This is a genomic window from Marinilactibacillus piezotolerans (assembly GCF_900114235.1).
Lineage (GTDB): Bacteria > Bacillota > Bacilli > Lactobacillales > Carnobacteriaceae_A > Marinilactibacillus > Marinilactibacillus piezotolerans.
On the sequence record NZ_FOSJ01000001.1, the window covers coordinates 64409 to 86767 of the forward strand.

At 33.2% G+C, this 22359-nt stretch carries 20 protein-coding genes, 4 tRNA genes, 1 other RNA gene and 1 pseudogene; 6 read left to right on the plus strand and 20 right to left on the minus strand.

Annotated elements, in window-relative coordinates:
• The first annotated feature begins 115 nt into the window (after positions 1 to 115).
• Complete coding sequence (locus BM212_RS00325) at positions 116 to 958, plus strand: DUF368 domain-containing protein (RefSeq protein WP_232226874.1); 843 nt, start codon at positions 116 to 118, stop codon at positions 956 to 958.
• Between the two features lie 185 nt (positions 959 to 1143).
• Here BM212_RS00325 and BM212_RS00330 read toward each other — a convergent pair whose 3' ends face one another.
• The 6 genes from BM212_RS00330 to BM212_RS00355 all read right to left on the minus strand — a co-directional run bounded on the left by BM212_RS00330 (position 1144) and on the right by BM212_RS00355 (position 4825).
• Positions 1144 to 1656: a GNAT family N-acetyltransferase gene (locus BM212_RS00330; protein WP_072694850.1), complete on the minus strand. Its 513-nt coding sequence runs from the start codon at positions 1654 to 1656 to the stop codon at positions 1144 to 1146.
• Positions 1657 to 1704: 48 nt separating this feature from the next.
• Entirely contained in the window at positions 1705 to 2826 is a 1122-nt protein-coding gene (locus BM212_RS00335; protein ID WP_425434154.1) for a THUMP domain-containing class I SAM-dependent RNA methyltransferase, read from the minus strand.
• A gap of 36 nt (positions 2827 to 2862) precedes the next feature.
• The gene (locus BM212_RS00340; RefSeq protein ID WP_072694848.1) at positions 2863 to 3291 is read right to left on the minus strand and encodes a hypothetical protein; all 429 of its coding nucleotides are present in this window, start codon (positions 3289 to 3291) and stop codon (positions 2863 to 2865) included.
• A 144-nt stretch (positions 3292 to 3435) separates the two neighbouring features.
• An RNA gene (gene rnpB / locus BM212_RS00345) (RNase P RNA component class B) lies at positions 3436 to 3802 on the minus strand.
• 21 nt (positions 3803 to 3823) lie between these two features.
• A complete protein-coding gene (gene gpsB / locus BM212_RS00350; RefSeq protein WP_072694847.1) occupies positions 3824 to 4141 on the minus strand; it encodes a cell division regulator GpsB in 318 nt (105 codons plus the stop codon).
• 120 nt (positions 4142 to 4261) lie between these two features.
• On the minus strand, positions 4262 to 4825 hold the full coding sequence (locus BM212_RS00355; protein WP_342714006.1) for an SLOG family protein: 564 nt from the start codon (positions 4823 to 4825) through the stop codon (positions 4262 to 4264).
• A 75-nt stretch (positions 4826 to 4900) separates the two neighbouring features.
• On the opposite strand from BM212_RS00355, the gene recU reads away from it, so the two are divergent.
• From recU to BM212_RS00370, 3 genes are all read left to right on the plus strand, one after another.
• Positions 4901 to 5527: a Holliday junction resolvase RecU gene (gene recU, locus BM212_RS00360; protein WP_091895218.1), complete on the plus strand. Its 627-nt coding sequence runs from the start codon at positions 4901 to 4903 to the stop codon at positions 5525 to 5527.
• A 147-nt stretch (positions 5528 to 5674) separates the two neighbouring features.
• Positions 5675 to 8299, plus strand: a complete 2625-nt coding sequence (locus BM212_RS00365) for a transglycosylase domain-containing protein (RefSeq protein ID WP_091895219.1) — start codon at positions 5675 to 5677, stop codon at positions 8297 to 8299.
• Positions 8300 to 9050: 751 nt separating this feature from the next.
• The gene (locus tag BM212_RS00370; protein ID WP_091895220.1) at positions 9051 to 9362 is read left to right on the plus strand and encodes a hypothetical protein; all 312 of its coding nucleotides are present in this window, start codon (positions 9051 to 9053) and stop codon (positions 9360 to 9362) included.
• An 85-nt stretch (positions 9363 to 9447) separates the two neighbouring features.
• On the opposite strand, the gene BM212_RS00375 is transcribed toward BM212_RS00370, so the two are convergent.
• The 7 genes and pseudogenes from BM212_RS00375 to perR form a co-directional block, all read right to left on the minus strand.
• Positions 9448 to 9520 (minus strand) — tRNA-Gln (locus BM212_RS00375).
• A gap of 8 nt (positions 9521 to 9528) precedes the next feature.
• Positions 9529 to 9601, minus strand: a tRNA-His gene (locus tag BM212_RS00380).
• A 328-nt stretch (positions 9602 to 9929) separates the two neighbouring features.
• Positions 9930 to 10018, minus strand: a tRNA-Ser gene (locus BM212_RS00385).
• A 9-nt stretch (positions 10019 to 10027) separates the two neighbouring features.
• A tRNA-Asn gene (locus BM212_RS00390) sits at positions 10028 to 10100 on the minus strand.
• A gap of 169 nt (positions 10101 to 10269) precedes the next feature.
• Positions 10270 to 11934: pseudogene (locus tag BM212_RS12775) on the minus strand (alpha-amylase family glycosyl hydrolase).
• An 84-nt stretch (positions 11935 to 12018) separates the two neighbouring features.
• Positions 12019 to 12915 carry a diacylglycerol/lipid kinase family protein gene (locus BM212_RS00405; protein WP_091895224.1) on the minus strand — a complete coding sequence of 299 codons (897 nt, stop codon included), beginning with the start codon at positions 12913 to 12915 and terminating at the stop codon, positions 12019 to 12021.
• Positions 12916 to 13013: 98 nt separating this feature from the next.
• Positions 13014 to 13448, minus strand: a complete 435-nt coding sequence (perR, locus tag BM212_RS00410) for a peroxide-responsive transcriptional repressor PerR (protein WP_072696101.1) — start codon at positions 13446 to 13448, stop codon at positions 13014 to 13016.
• A 201-nt stretch (positions 13449 to 13649) separates the two neighbouring features.
• Here perR and BM212_RS00415 point away from each other — a divergent pair, with 201 nt between their 5' ends.
• Positions 13650 to 14738 (plus strand): FUSC family protein, encoded by a 1089-nt coding sequence (locus BM212_RS00415; RefSeq protein ID WP_072694781.1) that lies wholly within the window; start codon positions 13650 to 13652, stop codon positions 14736 to 14738.
• Between the two features lie 52 nt (positions 14739 to 14790).
• Here BM212_RS00415 and BM212_RS00420 read toward each other — a convergent pair whose 3' ends face one another.
• The 7 genes from BM212_RS00420 to BM212_RS00450 form a co-directional block, all read right to left on the minus strand.
• A complete protein-coding gene (locus tag BM212_RS00420) occupies positions 14791 to 15654 on the minus strand; it encodes an SGNH/GDSL hydrolase family protein (protein ID WP_091895225.1) in 864 nt (287 codons plus the stop codon).
• A 131-nt stretch (positions 15655 to 15785) separates the two neighbouring features.
• Positions 15786 to 16322: a nucleoside tri-diphosphate phosphatase gene (gene ntdP / locus BM212_RS00425; RefSeq protein WP_072694779.1), complete on the minus strand. Its 537-nt coding sequence runs from the start codon at positions 16320 to 16322 to the stop codon at positions 15786 to 15788.
• Between the two features lie 186 nt (positions 16323 to 16508).
• On the minus strand, positions 16509 to 17699 hold the full coding sequence (mutY, locus tag BM212_RS00430; RefSeq protein WP_072694778.1) for an A/G-specific adenine glycosylase: 1191 nt from the start codon (positions 17697 to 17699) through the stop codon (positions 16509 to 16511).
• On the minus strand, positions 17692 to 18648 hold the full coding sequence (gene recX / locus BM212_RS00435; RefSeq protein ID WP_091895227.1) for a recombination regulator RecX: 957 nt from the start codon (positions 18646 to 18648) through the stop codon (positions 17692 to 17694). Before recX ends, mutY begins: the two co-directional genes overlap by 8 nt.
• A 156-nt stretch (positions 18649 to 18804) precedes the next feature.
• Positions 18805 to 19038 carry a hypothetical protein gene (locus tag BM212_RS00440; RefSeq protein WP_091895230.1) on the minus strand — a complete coding sequence of 78 codons (234 nt, stop codon included), beginning with the start codon at positions 19036 to 19038 and terminating at the stop codon, positions 18805 to 18807.
• A 46-nt stretch (positions 19039 to 19084) separates the two neighbouring features.
• Positions 19085 to 19957, minus strand: coding sequence for an SDR family oxidoreductase (locus BM212_RS00445; protein WP_091895232.1), 873 nt, complete (start codon positions 19955 to 19957; stop codon positions 19085 to 19087).
• A gap of 39 nt (positions 19958 to 19996) precedes the next feature.
• Positions 19997 to 20911, minus strand: coding sequence for a general stress protein (locus tag BM212_RS00450; protein ID WP_177206259.1), 915 nt, complete (start codon positions 20909 to 20911; stop codon positions 19997 to 19999).
• Positions 20912 to 21405: 494 nt separating this feature from the next.
• On the opposite strand from BM212_RS00450, the gene BM212_RS00455 reads away from it, so the two are divergent.
• Positions 21406 to 22173, plus strand: coding sequence for a helix-turn-helix domain-containing protein (locus BM212_RS00455; protein WP_091895242.1), 768 nt, complete (start codon positions 21406 to 21408; stop codon positions 22171 to 22173).
• Positions 22174 to 22359: the final 186 nt, after the last annotated feature.

Here is a 22359-nt window from a genome sequence, read left to right on the forward strand (position 1 = left end):
AAAATCAATTTTTATAGTATATTCTTTTTATCTTAAATCTTTATTAATTCAAATACGAAATATTGATTATAAGGTATGGTTAGTCTATTATTGATAAGAAATGGAGGCTTGTAATTTGCATAATAATCTAGCTAGTTGGATCATTAGTTTTATAAAAGGTATGTTTATAGGGTCTGGTGCTATCTTACCTGGAGTAAGTGGTGGAGCATTGGCAGCAGTTTTCGGGATTTATGAAAAGTTGATTCAGTTTATTTCTAATATCAAAAAAGATTTCTTATACAATATATTATATTTTTTACCCGTTGGTTTAGGTAGTTTGTTTGGAATTGTTATATTAGCTCGTCCCATAGAGTCGCTTCTTGTTAATCATCCTGTCTATATCCTGCTCTTTTTCATGGGATGTATCTTTGGGACGGTTCCTCTTTTGTATGCGCAAGCTGGCATACATGGACGTACTATCAAACATCTTGTTCTTACAATACTTACTGCAGTGATATCTTTCATTCTTCTTGTATCAGCAAATGTTTTTTTAGATATACAAGTAGCACAAACGACTTTTACTTGGATATTAGTTGGAATGATTTTCGCATTTGGATTTATTGTCCCAGGTTTAAGTCCGTCTAATTTTCTCATATACATGAATTTATATGAACCATTGACTGGTGCTATAGGAGATTTGAATTTTTCTATACTGATACCTGTATCATTCGGAATAGTACTTTGTGTAATCATATTCTCAAAACTGATTAACCATTTAATGAATTTATACTATACAACGATATTCCACTTTATTTTAGGGATTGTTATTGCTTCTACAGTAATCATTTTTCCTACTATGGAACAATTCAGTGCTTTAACGATTAGTGAAATTATATTCGCCTTTATACTTGCCGCATTAGGTCTTTGTCTCGGACTTTGGATGGGTAAACTGGAAACAAAATATAAGTCGGAAGATTAATTTTCATTAATGTAGCTAACACGATAAGAATTCAAAATAACATCTGCTGAACAAAAATGTTTTTAAACAGCACTGTATTGTAGAAATCTGACTTAATAAAATAGATTTAAAGTACAATAAAACTCCCTGAAGTATGATTTGGCTTCAGGGAGTTTTATTATGACAATTTTATTCGTAAAGGTTTATTAAATAGACTTGTAATCTTCTTTCAGCAATGCCATTAAAAGACCGTTAACATACTTACCGTTGATATAATACTGTTGTTTCTTTTCGCCTTCAATTTGAAATCCAACTTTTTCATAAACATGAATCGCTTTTTTATTATAATCTACAACATCTAAATTGATTTTATTCAAATTCAGTAAATTGAATCCATATTCTACTATCAGCCGAGTTGAATCAGCTGCATGTCCATTCCCTTGATGATAAGGGTCCAGCATAATTCCAAATGTCCCCGTTCTATGTCTGAAATTAAGATTAAAAAGCGCAGTATATCCTATTTTTTCATCATTCTGATAAATAATAAATTCTCTTATCGAATCATCCGTTTGTCTATCTTCATAGTCTTTTAAGATTTTTTCTTTAGTCGTATAAGGTTCACCACACCAGTACTGCATAATATCATTGTTCTTTCTCATTTTATGAATGAAGTCTAAATCATGCTTTTCTACTGTTCGAATTTGTAATTTATCTGTCAAATTGCTGCCTCCTATTTTTTTATATAATCCTTTAGAAAATGTTAAAAGTTATCTCTTACCCCAATACTGGAAATAATCCGTTCTTAAATAGCCATTATAAAGTTTACGCTTCTTAGTTGCTCTTTCTCCATAATGTTTTTCAAAATCCAAATCACTTGTAATAATATATTTACTCCAAGTTTTAAGCGGTCTAAAAGCTGTACCCATATCTTTATAGATTTGAGCCGCCTGTTCAAGATCTCCTAATCGCTCTCCATAAGGAGGATTTGCAACCATTACTCCAAATTCTTTATCCGTGGTAAAATCTTTGACTTGCATCTGTTTAAATTCAATACTATGAGAAAGACCTGCTTCTAAGGCATTCTCTTTAGCAATTTCTATCATTTTATGATCAATATCGGTTCCAAGTATGTCTAGTTCAGCATCATAATCTGCTTGTTCTTCTGCTTCCTGTCTGATTTTTTCCCACATTTCTTTGGGCATCCAATCCCACTCTTCACAAAGAAACGAACGATTAAATCCCGGTGCAATATTATGACCAATTAAAGCAGCTTCGATTGCTATCGTTCCTGATCCACATACTGGATCAACGAAAGGACGATCTTTTCTCCAAGTTGTCAACATGACTAGTGCAGCAGCCATATTCTCTTTTAGCGGTGCTCCACCTTTGCCGGTCCGGTAACCTCTTTTAAATAAACTAGGTCCTGTCGTATCAATTGTAAGTAAAACTTTATCTTTCAAAATAGCCACTTCAATTGGAAACTTAGCCCCAGTTTCCGGTAACATGCCACGACGATGATAAACCTCTTTAAGCTTATCCGCTATAGCTTTGTTAACAATTCTTTGAACATCCGGAACACTATACAATGTAGATTTATGTGATTTACCTGAGACAGGAAAAGCGGAATCTATTGAAAGATATGCATCCCACGGTAAACTTTTTGTCTGTTCGAATAATGAATCAAAAGTCTTTGCCTCAAATTCACCAACAATAATTTTTACCCTATCTGCAGTTCTTAACCACAGATTGGTTTTAGCTATATCTTCTTTTTCTCCCTCAAAACGAACGCGACCATTTTCGACTTGTGCTTGATAGCCTAATTGTTTCAATTCTTTTCCTACTAGAGCTTCGATTCCACTTGCTGCAGTTGCTAAAAGCTTATAGCTCATAATATATAACCCTTCCTTTTCCTTTTATAGTTTTATTTAAACCATTACACCAGTCAAAATCGCTATTCCTACAATATAAATATAAGATGAAAATTTAGAGATTTTTCTATTTCGAATCAATTCTTTAAGATTTTCTGCTTTATAAATATTTAATAATCTGACAATGAGCTCTATCGCTTCCGCAATCAATAGTAGTATAGCAATTATCCTAACTATCGAATGATTATAAGTTAACCATAAACTAATTAAAGTATATCCAAAGAGTAGAAAAAATTGAAACAAGAAAATTCTGCCTACCACTTTTTTCTTTTTATTAAGTTGATTTCCAAGCATTGAAGTCATTAGTACCACTGTCATTTGAATTTCTTTTTGTTTTTCCAGCTTTGACTTAGTCAGACCCATTATAAGATAGACTCCAATCATTATCCCATAGATAACCATCAGAATGTTAAGTATTTCTTTCATTATTATTTTTAGATCCTTTCTATAATTGTTTTAGGACAAAAATAAATCCTCCCTATGCAGGGAGGATATAACCTGAATGAGTTGATGTTTATCTAGCAACTACCTAAAAGATAGTTGCTATACATCATAAACAAATGTGCAAATTACTATAAGCCATGTTCTGTCTAGAGAAAACGATCAGGAATGTTTTCTCCGAGATAATCATCTGTCTGCAATCGAAATTGCCTCTTCTCTCTGTTCATTTCCAGGAGAAAAGTGCCCCTACCATATGTTTGGGTTGCTCACTCGAGGGGTTTACCGCGTTCCACCAGCAGCGTTTCCCCTGCTGCTTCGTCACTGTGGCACTTTCAAGAATACTCAGGCATAGCTAAGCCTTAGCCTTTTTTTCTGCCGTCATCCATTAATGGAGCCGCAGCTTATTTTTTCGCTGCGCACGAACACTACAAACATCTCAGTTTGTGTGAGCATGGACTTTCCTCACATTGAAAACAATGCGCGATTATCCGTAATTTACACATTAAATATTAATTATTTATTCATCATCTAATTTTGATCCAAAAACATGTCGCTCTAGATTTGATAACCTTTTTAAAATATCAAAATTAGTCACTGAAGAACCATTTTGATTCTGACCCTGCGGTTTTGCAGCTGCCTGTTTAGATAATTCATCTAATTTATTCATCAGGCGATCATTTTCAGACTTTAGTTGTTCAATTTCACTTTGAAATGATTCATAATCTCGAATCACTACATCTAAGAACTCATCTACTTCAGTTTGGTTATAACCGCGCATGGTAGTTTTAAAATCTTTTTCAACAATTTCTTTCTGAGTCAATTCTCTGTTCATTATTTTGCACCTCTGGTTTCTTCGATTGCTCTTTAATACATTTTATACTGCTTAAAATTTAGAAAAAAACATTTTAACTGCTTCTACATTTTAATTGTACCAAATTATACTCGTAAATAAAAGCTAGCTTTCAAAATGATTTTCTTCATACTCCGAAACAAAGGCTTGTAATTCATCAAAAGTTATAAAATCTAATTCATAATCATGTGAAATTTTGAATTCATTAATCATATCTAATAGAAACTTGGGTTTTCCTTCAGACTCGGTATCATAGAACAATAAGCATCCTTCTGTATGATCTATTAAAAACTGCTGATTTCCTTTAAGCTGCATAGGGTTTTTGTAAGGATAACTGGATGTATGGTTACTATAATCTGCCTTTGCAATAATTTTATCAAACAATACACGATTTCCTTCTTTCCAGTTTTCAGCAAATCCCGAATATGGCAATAATACTCCAAGTTTAATATCTTCATAAATTTCCTGTAATTCTAAAACAATTTCACCAACCCATAGTTCAGTACCAAGTTGTGCACTGATTAATACCCATTCCAGCCCAGTCTCAATATATTCAATCAATCTATTTTTCAAGTATTTTTTAATATAAAATAGCTTTGGATCATTTTCTGTGAAAATACTTAATTCATAGGATCTATATCCACTTACATATAAATTTTTGATAAAAATTCACACCTTTCTTTCCTTACCGTTCATTTGTTTGGTATTATACTAGTTAATCATCCTTAAAGGAGCGTGAAGTCATTGAGCCTTAACTATCCAAATGGGCGACCTTATCATGTCAATGGTGACAAACAGGCGCAAAAAAAGCAAGTAAAATCCAAAAAACCAGATTATAGCAATCGAGGGATGACCTTAGAAAGTGATCTTAACATAACAAATGAGCAATATCTTATAGCCAAAAAGGCCGTAATCCATAAAAAACCGATCCCTATCCAAGTTGTTAATGTAAGCTATCCAAAAAGAAGTGCTGCTAAAATTACAGAAGCTTATTACCAAAAAGCATCTACGACGGATTATAATGGTATCTATAAGGGTTTTTACTTAGATTTTGAGGCTAAAGAAACTAGAAACAAGACTTCCTTTCCGTTAAAAAACTTTCACGAACATCAGATACTGCATATGCGAGCTTGTATGGAACAAGATGGAATTTGCTTTATTATTATAAGATTCAGTTCATTAAATCGTGTATTTGTATTGTCTTTTGATCATTTGGACAAGTGGTGGAAACAGCAAAAAGAAGCATTAGGCAAGAAATCTATTCCATTAAAGAGTATTATAGAAGAAGCATATGAGATTTCTTATGGCATTTCTCCACGTCTTCCCTATTTAGAAGCTGTAGATAAAATTATTAAATCAAAGAAATCTTAATAAATACTTTGTAAAGTATTATTGTAGTATTAAACTAAGACTAGGATTTTACCTAATATTGATATCCGTCTTATATGTATAATTTTCTAGCAACATACGTAAATTCCCTTTTAACTTTAAAGGATTAGAACTGTAAAGGAGAACAACATGTCTGATAATAATATGTCTCGTATTAAAAATAAACAAAATAATCAACAGAAAAAAAAGAAAAACAATAAAGGTAAAAAGAAAAAATCATGGTTTAAACGTATCTTTCTAACTTTGATTGGTTTGTTTTTACTAGCTTTAGTAGCAGGAGGAAGCTTATTTGCCTATTATGCTTCTAGCGCGCCGGAATTAACTGAGGAGGATTTACTTGGGAGTTTTTCTTCTGATTTGCTTGATTCGAACGGAGATGTTTTTTACACGCTTGGAGCAGAGACAAGAGACTTTGCTGAAGCAGATGAATATCCGGAAGTCATGAAAGAAGCGATGACTGCTATTGAAGATCAGAATTTCTATAATCATTTTGGAATAGATCCTATTGGTATCGGACGAGCTGCATTTGGTTATGTTACAAATTTGGGAGAAATTTCTGGTGGCGGAAGTACAATAACTCAGCAGTTAGTCAAGTTAGCGGTATTCTCTACTGCTCGCTCTGATCAAACTCTGAAAAGAAAAGCTCAAGAAGCTTGGTTGGCTATTAAGCTTGAACGCCAACTTTCAAAAGAACAAATCTTGACTCTATATATGAATAAGATTCCTATGGCTGGAAATGTCTATGGAATATCAACTGCTTCTGAAGAGTATTACGGAAAACCTGTAGAAGAACTCGAATTACACGAAGCTGCACTATTTGCCGGAATGGCACAAGCGCCAAATAGATATAATCCATACGTAAATCCTGAAGAGGCCTTGAATCGCAGAAATGTTGTATTGAATGTTATGCGTGATAATGGAGACATCACTGCCGAAGAAGCTGAAACAGCTAAAGCAATACCTATTGAAGAAGGCTTAGTTGAACGTTCAGATAGTAGCCTTAATAGTCAAATGTTTGATAGCTATTTAGTTGAAGTATTAGAAGAAGTCGAAGAAAAAACAGGTTTAAATCCTGCTACTGCTGGTTTAACAATTCAGACAAATATTGATATGGATGCTCAACAAGCAGCATTTGATATTGCCAATAGTGAAGAATACGTGAATTTTCCTGATGATGAGTTGCAGACAGCTATTTCATTGGTAGATGTCAATACTGGTCAAGTTAAAGCTTTAGTTGGTGGCCGCAAGCAAGAAGGACAGTTATTAACAAATAGAACAACTAATACTGACCGACAAACTGGTTCTACGATTAAGCCGTTAACTACTTATGGTCCTGCTATCGAATATAATAAATTCTCAACTTATCATCAATTGGTTGATGAGGAATGGTCTTATCCTGATGGTACATCGTTAAGAAACTACGATGGTAATTATGTCGGACAATTAAGTATGCGAGAAGCCTTAGTAGATTCTCGAAATGTACCTACTGCCAGACTCTTTGCTGAAGAAGTTGATCGTGCTGATGCAACGGAATTTGTAGAAAACCTTGGTTTAGATACGAGTCTCATGTCAAAAGAAGGAGGTTTAGTAGATTCTAATGCAATCAGTGGAACAGCTAGCCCACTGCAGATGGCTTCAGCTTATAGCGCTTTTGCAAATGGAGGTAGTTATACTGAACCTTATACTGTTTCTAAAGTGACTACTCAAGATGGACAAGAAATAGATCTGACTCCTGAAACAAACCAAGCTATGTCAGATTATACGGCATATATGATTACAGACATGCTGAAGGATGTGGCAACAAACTATAATAGTTCAGTTGGTATACCCGGTGTTCCTCAAGCTGGCAAAACCGGAACAACTAATTATACTTCTGTTGAAATTGAAGAACATAACCTCCCATCTGATGCTGTTCCCGATTCTTGGTATATAGGTTATACTTCTAATTATTCATTATCTGTCTGGACAGGTTATGATAAAAAATATGAAGAAGGACACTGGCTAAGCAATAACGATGGTACTCGTCAGTTACCACGAGATATCTATCAAGCATTAATGAGTCAAGTATCGGAAGGATTAGATAACTCCGACTGGACAAAACCTTCTTCCGTTTCTGAAGTTAGTGTTGAAGATGGATCAGATCCGGCACAGTTACCCGGTCCAAACACACCTGAAAGCGAAATTGTAACTGAATTATTTGTTGCAGGTACAGAACCTTCTGAAATCTCAACAACTTATGGTGAAGATCTGACTGCCCCTACTGGCTTATCAGCTCAGTTTGATGAAGAATCTAATGAAATAGCTATTAACTGGGATGAATATACATTAGAAAATGAAGACGAAGACGTCACTTACCTATTATCCATAAATGGCGAAGAAATTTCACTAGATGAAACAGAATATACAGTTTCAGAACCTGATAGTGGAAATGTTCAGATCAGTTTATCTGTCCAAGCTTATGGAAATACTGGTCCTGCTGCTACTACTTCTGTAACTGTGCCAGAGCCTGAGGAGGAAGAGCCTGAAGAAGAACCTGATGTAGTTCCAGAAGAACCCGCTGAAGAGGAAGAAGAAAATTCTGATGAAGATGTCGAAGATACTCCTGATGACCCAGAAGAAAATTCCGATAATCCAAGTGAATCAGAAGATACTGAAGACAATAATTCTAATAATAATGAATCCAACAATGATGACAATTCTTCTAATCCACCTTCTGATGACTCTAACACCAATACAGACCAAGATGAAGAATAAATAAAAGGTAGTGAACAGCTGATAAACAGCTTGTTCACTACCTTTTTATTTTTACTTGTCCTCATCTTTGTTTGAATGGTTAAAAAGGTTTTGACCCCTCAAAGCTTTTATCGCTACATATATAGTCCAGATACCACAGATAACGCCCAAACTCCCAATTATGGGGTCAAGCAATAACACATAACTACCTAAAAGAACTAGCAATATAGCAATGATCAATAATAATAAACTTTTGTTTCTACTCATATATAATCTAACTTTCTTTTTGGACTGATATTCAAATACATATGTTACATTTTATAGTATATCAAGCCACTTACAATAGCAACACTATATATGTGAATTACATCTCTTTGCTAAAGCGATCGCCCTTAAATGCTTGTGTGTATGTATCCTGCAAATCACACATACTTGAACGAATATTTCCTATCAGACCGCGACGACTTGTATATGTGAACTTTTATTTAAATCTTTAATACAGATTACAAAGTGATTTTTATGCGTTCGGTACTCAACTTATTCAGAAAGTCATTCTATTAGTTACTATAGAGCACTACTGCATACAAAGAGAACAATCACTAAATTTTGTATTATATCAGCATTTAAAAAGGCATTTATCAGCATCCTATAAAAGATGAAGGTTAACTGTTAAATTTAATAACCTTTTCCATTGACAAAAGAGAACATGTGTTTATAATGTATTATAAACACATGTTCTCTTTTTATATCAGAAAGAAATGGAGCTATAGTTATGGAAATTATAATGGTTGAAGGAATAGTTGTATCTGAAGAAATTAAAGTTTTAAAAACGGATAAAGGTATCCCCTTATGCTGCTTTACATTTTCAGCTAATTCTACTAAATTAAACTGTTTGATAACAGGAAAAATAGCTTATGCCTTTCTTTATGAAGTTGAACATAATACAGAACTTTCTCTAACCGGTAAAATTAACCGGAAAAATCAGTTTGTCGTCCTTCAATATTATATTTTAAAAAAGCCAACCTACTTTGGAAAAATATTTAATTACAAAGGGCATACTTTACCCTTTTCCAAAAATCATTAAACAGCATTTTCTATGGCAATCATTAAAACGGAACCTAAAAGAGCTGCATCAAATTAATGATGCAGCTCTTAACTCTCTCTATTGACTGGGCTACCAGGATTCGAACCTGGGGAATGACGGGATCAAAACCCGCTGCCTTACCGCTTGGCTATAGCCCAATATTAAGGGCGACTGATGGGGATCGAACCCACGAATGCCGGGACCACAACCCGGTGCGTTAACCACTTCGCCACAACCGCCATAATTTTTTTCAGTAGCTAATAATTACACTACCTAAAAAATACCATACTTCTTAAGGTTTCAAAAACGCTCAAATCACAACAACATGAATATAATACAGTATAATTCTAAATGTGTCAATTTTTTTTAGATTACTTTTAACTTTGCTCTTCTTTCTCTAACTTATTTTAAAGCTAAACTATTTTAACGCAGAAATAATATAAAAATTTAATTTATTCTTTGCTCTCTACTTATTATTCTATAAAACAAAAGCCCTATAAACATTGATAAATCAACATTTACAAGACTTTTAAACTTCTCTCAATTTGTTTTATATTTACCCCAAAAAGGAGAATGAGGGATTCGAACCCTCGATACGGTTTAACCCGTATACACGCTTTCCAAGCGTGCTCCTTAAGCCACTCGGACAATTCTCCAAAACAAAACTCCGCAAGCAGGGCTCGAACCTGCGACAACGCGATTAACAGTCGCGCGCTCTACCAACTGAGCTATTGCGGAATTATGATATTAACAACTTCATTAGTATATCTTCAAAAACTTAAAAAGTCAATATTTTTTACATTAATTGATTATCAATGCCTTGATACATAAGATTATTCATTATAGAACCAGAAAAGTCCTGACGAATGAATACTAAGTATTCATTCGTCAGGACTAGTTTTAAAATTTATTTTGTCACAAATACAAAAGCGCTGTAAGGTAATAATTTCAGCTGATGATGATTTATTTGTGGTTCATGAGTTGATAAAATATTGTTTTTGATTGTATAGTCTTCTGGAATATCCACAATCTCTACTTCATCTGAAAAATTACAGCAAACTATCCCTTTTGCATCTTCATATGTTCTTTCATACATATAAACTGTCTCTTTAGTATCTATCAGCTGCCACTGGCCTTTCATAAATAAATCAGTTTTTTTCACTTCAATTAATTGTTTGTAATAATTAAGTATACTATCTTGATAATTCACTTGATCTTTAACATTATAGTGACTTTCTCTCTTAAATATCGTCCATGGTGCTGCATTTTTTGTAAAACCGACTCTATCACTATCGTCCCACTGCATAATGCCTCTCCCTGCATCTCGAGTAGTCAAATTTAAGTTCATCATAATTTTATCATGTGACCATCCAAGTTTATCTGCAGCATTATAAAAACGCATAGCACTATTATCTGAAATGTTTGTTGGATCTTTGAACCAAGAATTATTCATTCCGATCTCTTCACCATAATAAATAATTGGAGTCCCTTTTTGGAGATATAATAAAGTAGCCATCATCTTCGCGGTTTGTGAACGATATTTCTCCGTATCACCATATTTTTACGGTGCCCTAGGCCTATCATGATTATTCCAGAATAGCACAGGACCACCTTTTGCAGATAATTTATCTTGGAATTGTTTTTGAACTTTTTTGAATTGAGTTAAATCAAGTGAAACATGTTGGTTATCAAAAGGTAATTTATCGGTTTTATACTCATCTTTATCTGTAAAATGTTGTAACGATATAACTTTGTCAAGTATCTGCTCATCTGTATAGTAAGCAGTTTTTTCAGCATCAGCACTCGTTGCTTCCCCTATGAGATAAATGTTTTTCTTAATCTTATTTATGTTACTATTCAATTCTGAAAGGTAACCTCTCAAATCTTTACCATACTCAATAACATTTTGAGCTGTTTCACTTTCAGACTGATCAGGAAAGTGTTTATCTACATCAAGATAAATAAAAGCATCCAATCGAAAACCATCTATTCCTTTTTCTATCCAATAATTAATAATATTTGCCATTTCCTTACGGAGTGGTTCGTGGCTCCAGTTCACTTCAGGCATTTCTTTTTTAAAGATGTGCATAAAATACTGGTCACCATTTAATTCTTTAGACCATGCTGGACCACCAAACGCAGCTGTCCAGTTATTGGGATAAATCCCTCCTTCAAGAGAATCTTGCCAAATATAATAATTACGATAGGGATTATCTCTACCTTTTAGAGCTTCTCTGAACCATTTGTGATTCATGGAAGTATGATTAAGAGGTAAATCGTAAATAAGTTTGAAATCACGCTTCTTTGCTTCCTTTACAAATTCATCAAAATCTTCTTCAAAGCCAAATAACGGATCAACTGTATTATAATCAGTAACATCATATCCATTATCTATTTGATTTGAAGAAATAAATGGATTTAACCATAAGGTATTTACACCAAGATTTTTAACATAATCTAATTTCTGGATAATACCTTTCAGATCACCTATTCCATCATTATTTGAATCTTTAAAACTTCGAGGGTAAATTTGATAAATAATTGCCTCTTCCCACCATTTAGAATTCTGCATAATAAATCTCACTTTCAAACTAAGATATTTATAGTATAGCAAGCGGGAAACTCATTCACTAATCATTTGCTTACTTTTAATAACTTAATTAACAGGTACTAAAAACGTAAGAAAAGCTGGAAGAATCTTGATATCAAAAGGAAAGCACGGGCCTTTTTCTCCATCTAATGCAACGTTTAGATTATGATTACTCTTAAAACTTCCTTCTTTGAAGGGAATGACGAACCCTTTATTATTCTCATCAGACAACGTTTCATTATCATTCAGTAATGATGTCATAACAGAAATCTTTTCTCCTAAAGTCGATTCTTTTAATCCAAATAAATATAGATAACCATCATCATAAGCTGCTTCGTTAAAAAAATTAGGAATACCCGCTACAGAGTTGGATAGTCCAATTACCAATAGAGTTAAATCAAATTTCATTTTTTTACCATCTAAGCTCATATCAATAGAATAGTTTTCTTCCTCTCTTAAAGACTTAAACCCTTCTATAAAGTAAGCAAGTGGACCTAATTTTTCTTTTTGATCTTTTGAAACTTCCCAGACAGTTTCCGGAATTGATCCTGCAGAAATTGAACTTAGAAACAGTCTATCGTTTATCATTCCAACATCAGTGACTAGCTCTTTAAAGTTTACAAGGTCTTCTACTGCTTGATCGATATTAGTTGATATTCCTAGTCCTCTGGCTATATTATTGATTGTACCTGTTGGAATAATTCCTATTTTTGGTCTGTGCTTTTCATTTTTTAACGATTCTCCAGACTTAGAAACAGTCCCGTCTCCGCCTAAAAGAATCACGGTATCATATTTTTCTTTACACGCCTCTTTTACATACTTTTCAATATCTTCTTCGCATTCTGTAATTCTGACATCGGCTTGCCTTTGATTATCTTCGAATAAGTACTTAGCTCTCATTGCGTACTCTTCGGCTTGTTTTTTTCCAGATGACGGATTTGCAATGATCATTATATCTTTCATTATGATTAACCTCTTTTCAAAAATTACATGCTATCAGTATACTATACTTATAAGTTACCACATAAATAAAAGACTATATGAATTATATCCATATAGTCTTAAAGCTTACTATTTTTTTGACAATCCGGACACAAACCGTAAATCTCTAAACGATGAGAAGTTACCTCAAAACCTGTGAGATTACTAGCTACAACTTCTACATCATCCAAACCAGGGTAATAAATATCTTCGATCTTCCCACATTCTGTACAAATTGCATGATAGTGTTCAGTTGAAGAAAAATCAAACCTACTTGAAGAGTCTCCATATTTCATTTCTTTAACTAGCCCCAACTCAATAAACAATCTTAAATTATTATAAACAGTAGCTACACTCATGCTGGGAAATCTACTTTCTAATGCTTGATAAACATCATCTGCAGTTGGATGAGTATCTTTATCAATTAGATATTCCAATATAGCATGTCTTTGAGGTGTAATACGGACATTATTATATTTTAAACGTTCAATAGACTGATCTACCAAATAACTCATGCTTATCAATCCCTTTTTGATCGAATGAATTTCTTCAATTAAAGTATTTTTCAATTATTATGATACCTTCTTATCTAGTTCATTGCAAGAAAATGAAAAAATATTGAAATAACCTTTGAGATATTGTGTTAATTGCTATACTATTATATCATTCATCTATTTACAATATTATTTATTCTATCGAAGGCAGTGAAATTAATTATGAAAATTGGCGCAAGAACATTCAAATCGGGATTATCTATTTTTTTAGCTTTAAGTATTCCAGCATTTTTTAATATGCCCGATGGACTTCCATTAGCAGGTATTTCGGCAGTAGCTTCCTTGCAACCATCAGTAAAGAAATCCTTTCAGACTTTAAAGGATAGAGTTATGGCAAATACAATCGGTGGTATTGTTGCAGTAATCACCGTACTTCTTTTTGGAAATTCTTATTTTATGATCAGTATTGCTTCTGCTGTATTAATTGCTATTTTACATCAATTCAAACTAAATAATGTGATTGTCTTATCTACTATTACTTTGATCGTTATTATGATGTCAACAGACTATCCAATTGTCATCAACGCCTCCCTTAGAGTTCTAGCAACCATATTCGGTGTAGTTTCTTCCTTTGTTATCAATGGAATCTTACTTCCACCAAAATATGATGAAAAACTTTTCCATCTGAATAATCAAGTAACTGACGACTTGACTCGCTTTATAAGAGCAAGTTTAAGAAAGAACATTCAGTATCCCATGATGCGTAAAGATTTAGCAAATCTTGAAAAAAGTATCGCTAAAATGAAGGTTTATCTTGGTCATTTAATCGACGGAGATTTAAGGAAATTTTTCAGATCTTCCGAATATTCATACGCAAGACTGATCGTTGTATACAGACAATTTATTCATACAACTGAAACGGCTTATAATCTTGTCGAAACTCTGCATCAGGCCGAGAATGTGTATAATCATTTCCCGCAAGAACTCAGGCATCTTCTGATAGAACGTCTAGAAACATTAATGTCAGCACATGAACAAATTATATTAAAGTGGAATGGCCGAGTCTTACCCGAAGAAGTCAACTTTATTACTCATAAATCAAGTCTAAGAAAATCATTCATGGATTCCTTTTTTAATGAAGCTAACTTAGAATCTTATCTACAGAATGAGTATGGTCAAAGTAATGCAGTGATTCATATAATGTCTTCTGTTCTTGATTATGAAGAAAGTTTACAGCATTTAAATAGATTAGTGAGCAGTTTCAAAAAAAATCATAACGAAAAAAGCTCTGAAATAAAAGAATTACATTAGCTTAAAATTCATACAAAAAAGTGGAAGGAATATAGGATTCCTTCCACTTTTTTTATTCTTCTAATTTAGTCGTTACTCCTCTTTCAATTGCTTGCTGTAAAACATTTAAACCTTCTTCATTTAAATCAAATTCGTCTTCTGTATATAATGCTGTTAATTCATATCCTTCTTCTTCTGCAATCGTGATAAATTGCTCATGTATTGCTATTACTTGGATACCTAATTCACTAGCTACTTCTTCCATTTCGTTCATGTAATCTCTATAATCCAATGATCTTGAGTTCAAATTATTGATTTCAGAAATTTCTGGTTCTGGTTCAACTAAAATAATTTCTGAATCAGGAAGGTCATCAGTTAATGTAGTTAATATATTTGATAAATAATCATTTGTTTCTGAAAGTCCAATATCTCTAGCTTTATCTGCTAGTGCCGGCATACGAAAGAGTATAATGTCTGGTTTGACAGCCAGTACATTAGACGTGGTTTGTTCAATATAGAGTTCATATGTGTCATATTCAGGATATGTAATGTTTTCAACTGTTAATTCGCCTGTATTTTCATTAATATAATTATTCAATGCCGCATACCAGTCTGAGGATGAATCCGCATCTCCATAATAAGTCAATACTGCGGGTTTATGTACCAATGTCTGGTAATCAATTCTTTCAATTGCTGAAAGTGATTCAATCTGCTCTTCATATATTTCTAATTGTTCTTCTGATGATAATGTATCTGTATCAGATGATACGTTTTTGTCTGCAATAACTTTTTGAGATGCTAAGTCTCCTCTGCTGTTTCCATTCTGACTCTCTCTTAGCATTTTTTCTTCTTGATCGGAAGCGTACCCTCTTCCAAAAACAATGACGAGTAAAGACATAGTCATTAAAACGATTGTAATAAAAATATTTTTTTTCACATGTTAACATCCTTTCAAACAGATTCTAAAAAAATCATATCACAGCTGGGTATATTTTAATAGTAAAAAAAGCAGTAAAAGATTCTATACAAAGACTTTTACTGCTTTTACATTCTACTTCATCACAACTATTATTTTTTTCCAGTAAGTTGTTTGTATCGATCATACCACATATCAACATATCCCTCTGAAAAAGGACCTTTTTCTTCTCGGATCCAATCTACTAATATTTTAATATGTTCTTTCAGGATAAGATCTACTTCCTCTGGATAATCCCATTTTTTACCATGCTCTTCATATTCATCGACATCTAGAAGTCTTTTTTCTCCATCAGGAAAAACTTTGACATCCAGATCATAATCAATATACTTTGCACCTTCTTCATCAATCAAAAATGGTGAAGCCATATTACAATAATACGAAGTTCCTTTTTGACGAATCATGGTCACGATATTAAACCAGTAGTGTTTATGAAAATAAACTAGTGCCGGTTCTCTTGTTCTCCATCTTCTACCATCAGATTCAATGACTAGAGTATGATCGTTACAACCAATCAGTGAATGATCAGTAGTTTTTAAGACCATCGTATCTCGCCAAGTTCGATGCAAACTTCCATCATGCTTATAGCTTTTAATTGTGATGAAATCTCCTTCTTTTGGAAACTGCATCTACTGTACCAACTTTCTTAAAATAAGTGAGTTGAAATAATAAATCATCTCACTTTTCATTCATCTCATCATGTATTATATCATAATACCGATATTATCCGTAGGAAAATGTTAGTTCCCTTTTTGTTCAAGAATAATGAATGATTGTAAAATTGGTTAAATCATCAGTAAAACAGTTGCTAGATTTTAGAGTAAAGTGATTTCCTGACTAGATTTCCAGATTTTTTGTTGTAGTACCGGAAAAACGTACTCATCAAATTTAGTTTCATTCACCCATTCGCAGTTAGACGGAATGGCTTCAATTGAATTTCTGGCGTTTGCTCTATAAGCATAAATATTCCAGTGTAAATGAGTAAATACATGAGAAATCCTTCCGCTGGACTGTTTGTCTAAATTAATATTTAAACCATACTTCTGTTTCACATATTTGATAAGTAAATCTTGTTTTACATCATTCAGCTCGTAAAGATCAGAATCTTCGAATGATTTCCATCCAGAATCTTGACTGCTCACTTGTTCTTCAATTAAAGGAAAAGTCCACATATTAGCTAATAGCCTATCTTCATGCCGCTTTTCAAGTAAATATTCACCTTTGTCATTTTGAATGAGTATAGCAAAATAATTAACGATTTTTTTCTTTTTCTTTTTGCTTTTTATCGGATAATTTAAATAAGTCTCATTTATATAGGAAGCGTTGAATTCTTTCACTGGACTTATAGAAGGATCATAATTTTTCGGTGTACAAATCGTGGCACCCAAATCCATTAGTGCCTGATTGAAATCTCCAGGACGATTTTGATCAATGATATGATACATGACAGCTTCAAAAACTTTTCTACTGGCAGGTTTTGCAATATCGACATCTATTTCAAACAAACGGCTTAAAACCCGCATTAAATTTCCATCCACTGCTGGCTCGGCCTGTTGGAAAGCTATACTAGATACCGCCCCTGCAGTATAAGGACCAATACCTTTTAACTTCTTGATCTCTTCGTAACTATTCGGAAATATTCCATTGTAATGAGTAACAACTTGAATAGCTGCTTCTTTCATATTTCTCACTCTGGAGTAATAACCAAGCCCTTCCCAAACTTTGAGTAAAATGTCATCATCTGCTTCAGCTAAATGATTTATATCGGGAAAAGTCTCTAAAAAATTTATATAATAAGCAATGACGGTATCTACTCTCGTCTGTTGCAGCATAATTTCCGATATCCAAATTTTATATGGATCTGATGTTCTCCGCCATGGTAAATCTCTTTTTTCCTGATCATACCATTTTAGTAAAGTAGTTTGAAATAAAGCAATTTTATCCTCTGACCACATATCTATATCGTATTTATCTTTCAGTTCTTTTCTTGATAGCTTTTTATTCATCAGTCTCTTCTTCCTTCATTTCTATAAATCTTTTAATCAACTCTGAAGGATATCCTTTTTGATACAAACTTGATTTTGTTTTTTGAACCAAGTTATATCCACTAAATTTAGAAGAATATCTTCTCCAGGCTTGTTCACCTTGCTTAACTAGTGCTTCATATTCCTCATCTTCTGATTTTTCTGTATCCAATTCATTTATAACCTCTTGAATAATATCCATACTGTAGCCTTTTTGCATAAGAAACTGTTTTGTTTTCTGGACAGCTTCACGTTGTGATTTAAGTCTAGATTTTTTCCAAGACTTCTCTGCCAATGACATTGCATTTGCAAATTGATCATCAAAAGAATACTCATACATGGCTACTTCTATCTGGTCCTTGTTGATGCCTCGTTTGCCGAGTTCATGTTTAATATTCGATGGTCCTTTACTATTCAAATTAGCAGAGGTTCTTACATAACTTTTTGCATATTCCAAATCATCTATTAACTTTTGACCTATTAAGCGCTCTACTACTTCGTCAGCTTGTTCTTCAAATTCTTTATCTTTAAGGTCATCTCGCACTTCTTTTTCGGATCTCAAACCGTAGCTCAGATAATTAAGGGCTCTCTGATAAGCTTTTCTGTAGACATCTTCTACTTGAAGCTGTTCTTGGAATTCAGGAGACAATACTTTCCCTTTATGCAGCATATGGGTAATAATCAATTCTTCATCTACTGGAAAGGCATATTTGTCATTAATAAAAATATTATAACGACCTTTTCTTTTCTGAGCTTGAATACTTGTTATTGTATTTTGTTTATCTACTTCAGTATCATTTTCCCCAGTGTCAATCTTAGCAACTCTCTTTAACTGCTCATTTAAGTTCTCTTTAGTTAAATTTGCTGGTTGATTAGGTTCTAATCGAATCAACTGCTCATCTTGTTCTTTATTTTTATTCGAATCTTTCATGAACTTCACCTTCCAAGTTTTGACTAAACTTATTATAACATAAGGGAATATACTTTCGCATAAACAATATTATATCCTAATTTTTAATTAAGGAATAACAAAAAGAGTTTACCCAAAATGGGTAAACTCCTCTGTAAATCACATTACTAAAACGATTTACAAATCCTTTTCTACTTCGTTACCTACTGAATCACCTTTAGCTTTTTCATAGACTTTTCTATCGTCTTTATCCAGTCCATCTTTAGCTGGTCGATTTTTAATATACCCCAGGGGCGCTGAGGTATCTGGACTTGTCACTTGATCTCTGGCCGGATCACGTCTATCAGGACTTACGTCTGGTTGACCAGTACGTTTCAAATCATTATTTGAAGTTTTGTCTTGCTTGCTCATTAAATTCCCTCCTATACAAATTCTCTAGCATTACATTGTCTTAGGTTTAGCTATTAACGATAACCCCGCCATTGACATGGATAGTTTGACCAGTTACATAACTAGCATCATCACTTGCAAGAAATACGTAAGCAGGCGCTAGCTCATAAGCTTCACCGGGTCTTCCTAATGCTCCATCCTTACCCCATGTAGCAAGCTCATCTTTTGGAAAGGTAGCTGGTATCATAGGCGTCCAAATTGGTCCAGGAGCTACTGTATTAGCTCTGATCTTTTTGTTGACAAACTCAGTATTCTGAGATAATGAGCGGGTAAATGAAACAATAGCGCCATTTGTACCAGAATAATCCATGAGATTCGGGTTCCCTTTATATGCTGTAACTGACGAAGTATTAATTATACTTCCGTTTTCATTCATATGAGGATATGCAGCTTTTACAAAATAAAACATACTAAATATATTTGTACGGTACGTTCTGTCGATTTGTTCTGCACTGATTTTAGTAATAGATTTCTGGAAATGTTGTTCACCGGCATGATTAACAAGAACATCTATGCTGCCCCATTTAGAAACAACCTCTTCAATAACCGTATGAGAAAAGTCTTCATCACCAACATCGCCCTTGAAAACCAGTACATGAGCACTTAATTCCTGCAAGCGATTTTCAGTACGTTCAGCATCATCATCTGAAGAGTAGTATGTGAATGCTACTTTTGCACCTTCTTTAGCAAACAATATTGCTGTTGCTGCACCAATACCAGAATCCCCACCCGTAATAATTGCTGTCTTACCAACTAACTTTCCGGCTGGTTTATAATCTTTATTTTCAATGATCGGTTCTCGATTCAAGTTATCAGAATCATCATTTATCAAGTAATTTTTTTTGGGTTGTTGAGTTTTGATTTTTTCTTGTTCAGTCATACTGTTCCCCTTTCGATACTCATTACATAGTAAATCTTACTATTTTTTATCACTTTCTTCAGTAGGTACTTCTTTCATGCCTGCTTCATTAGTACCTTGAGTATACTTAGCATCGCTTTCAGGTGTATCACTTTTTTCTGAAGGATCTTTTTCACTTTTCGGATCAGTGTTCAATGGATTCTTTGTCTCTGGTTTCACTACCCCTTTGGCAATATTATCTGGATATTCATGGTTAGCATCTTCTGCTTGGACAGTTTCTTCTTCACCCGTTAAATCTGGTGTTATTTCTAGTGACTGTCCGCTGTCTTCTGTAGTATCATCTTCATCCAATTTATTTTCAGATCTAGTTGTATCTACCTGATCCTCTTCTCTGGTATCTTGTGCTTGAGAAGGATCAATAGAATCTGTCATATTTTTGTTATCTGTTTCAGAAGTTTCTACATCAGAAGGTTTAGCCTCATTATTATTGTTTTTGATTGCTGACACTTCTTCTGAATTTACTTCATCAATTGGGTTGTTATTTTTATCTACCATATTATTCTCAGTCTCCTTATTATTAGTTACATTTTTATTTAAATTTGATAGTTTTGAATGTTTGGGAGCATCTGTATCAGCTAATAATACAATCTCTCCTTCTGTTAGAGCCTTTAAATGATGTTCAGCTATATTATGCGGTACTCCATGTATTTCTAAAGCATTTTGAGCTTCTTTGGAATCATAAGTGCCAAAGGACAATGTTTCTTTTATTTTTTCCCAGAAAGACCCATTCTCCTCAGAATCAACGATATCAACTTCAACTGATTCTAAGTTATTTTTTTTAAATAAATCACTGTTTTTTTCATCGGTTATAACCAGCAATTCCTCAGCTGAATATCCCTCTTCGTTGATTAAACGCTTGATTTCATCTCTAACTTCATTGGCTGTCTGAAATGTTCCTTCAAATCTTCTTTCCATAAAATCCATCATCTCCTTGACTGTTACTTTTAAATATTTAAAACTTAAGATTCATTTGTTTATATTCGAATGTTACCATCCTATTAATATGAAGTAAAAAGATAAGCCTCCATGATAAGAAGGGATTTATATTCACTATTAATTTTGCTAATAGTGTTTTATAAAAAATGGCAAATATATGACAAAATATGCGTTTTATCAAAATATATTCTTTATGATAATAATTAATAAATATACAAATATATTTATTAGTTTTAATAAAAAACGCTTATTATTAATATATTTTTGCGTAATTACCGGTTTAAAGATTAATATTATATTAATTTAAACATAAGTTTCACATCCTAATTTATAATAAAATGTTTCTATTTTTTTTATTAAAAATGTACTTTTATTTTGAAAAATCACTTTATTTATTACGAATTTGTGGTATATTTAAAAAAGATAGATAGGAGTAAAAAATTAGCTTTTCTAATAATGAAGGGTCGTGTAGCATGAAACAGGTAGAAGTTAAAGAACAATACAAACGCGAACGCGTTGAGAAATTGAAAAAGTTAAACAGCGATGCATTTAGCTATCGTTACTTGATTGAGGACCAAGTAACAGATGCGATAACTGAAGGAAATCGTTCAATGCTTGAGGATACCCTCAAAATCATCAATTTAGATGAAATGTTGGAGTATCTTGGTGAAGAAGGAAAAGAATTTCAGCTTAGAAATTTCAAAAACCAGCTCATTATCGTCAATACGTATTGTAGAATAGCTGCTAAAAATGGTGGAGTTTTACCTTTATATCTTCACCTCATTTCAGAACGTTTCTCAATATTGATTGAAGATGCTGAAAGTATTCAGTACTTGAGAGAAAATGTTTATTACGAAATCTATAGAGAATATTGCCAAGCGGTCATTGATTTTTCAACACTAACTTATTCTAGTGCGATGACTGAAGTTGTAAGCTATATTACTGAAAACTTGACTAGTGAACTAACATTGACAAACATCGCATCGATTTTTGGTATGCATCCAGTCCATTTAGCGCGTAAATTCAAGCAGGAAACAGGTACTACCTTTATTGGATATGTAAATCAGCAAAGGATTTATTTGGCTAAATACTATTTCCATCTTGGGAATTATCAATTAAGTGAAGTAGCAAATCTTTCAGGATTTAACAGTCACTCTTATTTCACTAAAGTATTTAAAAAAATTACTGGACAAACACCTACTAAGTATATCAAACAGTTACCAATTAACGAAAAAGCATAATAGCAATTGATGCGAATAACCCAATATTATCTATTTAGACCGATCTTTACAATAAATCGGTCTTTTTTTATCTTGAATTGTCAAATTAAGTGCAACACTACACCGAAAAATACTTCATAGGGTGTTTTCCAGTTTAAGCACTTCCTTCTCCTTTCTAAAATAATTAAACTAAAAAACACAATCCTC

Coding starts and splice junctions, on each gene's coding strand:
- BM212_RS00335 (WP_425434154.1), bottom strand. CDS start 2,826: ATGAGCTATAAGCTTTTAGCAACTGCAGCAAGTGGAATCGAAGCTCTA.
- BM212_RS00340 (WP_072694848.1), bottom strand. CDS start 3,291: ATGAAAGAAATACTTAACATTCTGATGGTTATCTATGGGATAATGATT.
- BM212_RS00365 (WP_091895219.1), top strand. CDS start 5,675: ATGTCTGATAATAATATGTCTCGTATTAAAAATAAACAAAATAATCAA.
- BM212_RS00370 (WP_091895220.1), top strand. CDS start 9,051: ATGGAAATTATAATGGTTGAAGGAATAGTTGTATCTGAAGAAATTAAA.
- BM212_RS00405 (WP_091895224.1), bottom strand. CDS start 12,915: ATGAAAGATATAATGATCATTGCAAATCCGTCATCTGGAAAAAAACAA.
- perR (WP_072696101.1), bottom strand. CDS start 13,448: ATGAGTTATTTGGTAGATCAGTCTATTGAACGTTTAAAATATAATAAT.
- BM212_RS00415 (WP_072694781.1), top strand. CDS start 13,650: ATGAAAATTGGCGCAAGAACATTCAAATCGGGATTATCTATTTTTTTA.
- ntdP (WP_072694779.1), bottom strand. CDS start 16,322: ATGCAGTTTCCAAAAGAAGGAGATTTCATCACAATTAAAAGCTATAAG.
- mutY (WP_072694778.1), bottom strand. CDS start 17,699: ATGAATAAAAAGCTATCAAGAAAAGAACTGAAAGATAAATACGATATA.
- recX (WP_091895227.1), bottom strand. CDS start 18,648: ATGAAAGATTCGAATAAAAATAAAGAACAAGATGAGCAGTTGATTCGA.
- BM212_RS00440 (WP_091895230.1), bottom strand. CDS start 19,038: ATGAGCAAGCAAGACAAAACTTCAAATAATGATTTGAAACGTACTGGT.
- BM212_RS00445 (WP_091895232.1), bottom strand. CDS start 19,957: ATGACTGAACAAGAAAAAATCAAAACTCAACAACCCAAAAAAAATTAC.
- BM212_RS00450 (WP_177206259.1), bottom strand. CDS start 20,911: ATGGAAAGAAGATTTGAAGGAACATTTCAGACAGCCAATGAAGTTAGA.
- BM212_RS00455 (WP_091895242.1), top strand. CDS start 21,406: ATGAAACAGGTAGAAGTTAAAGAACAATACAAACGCGAACGCGTTGAG.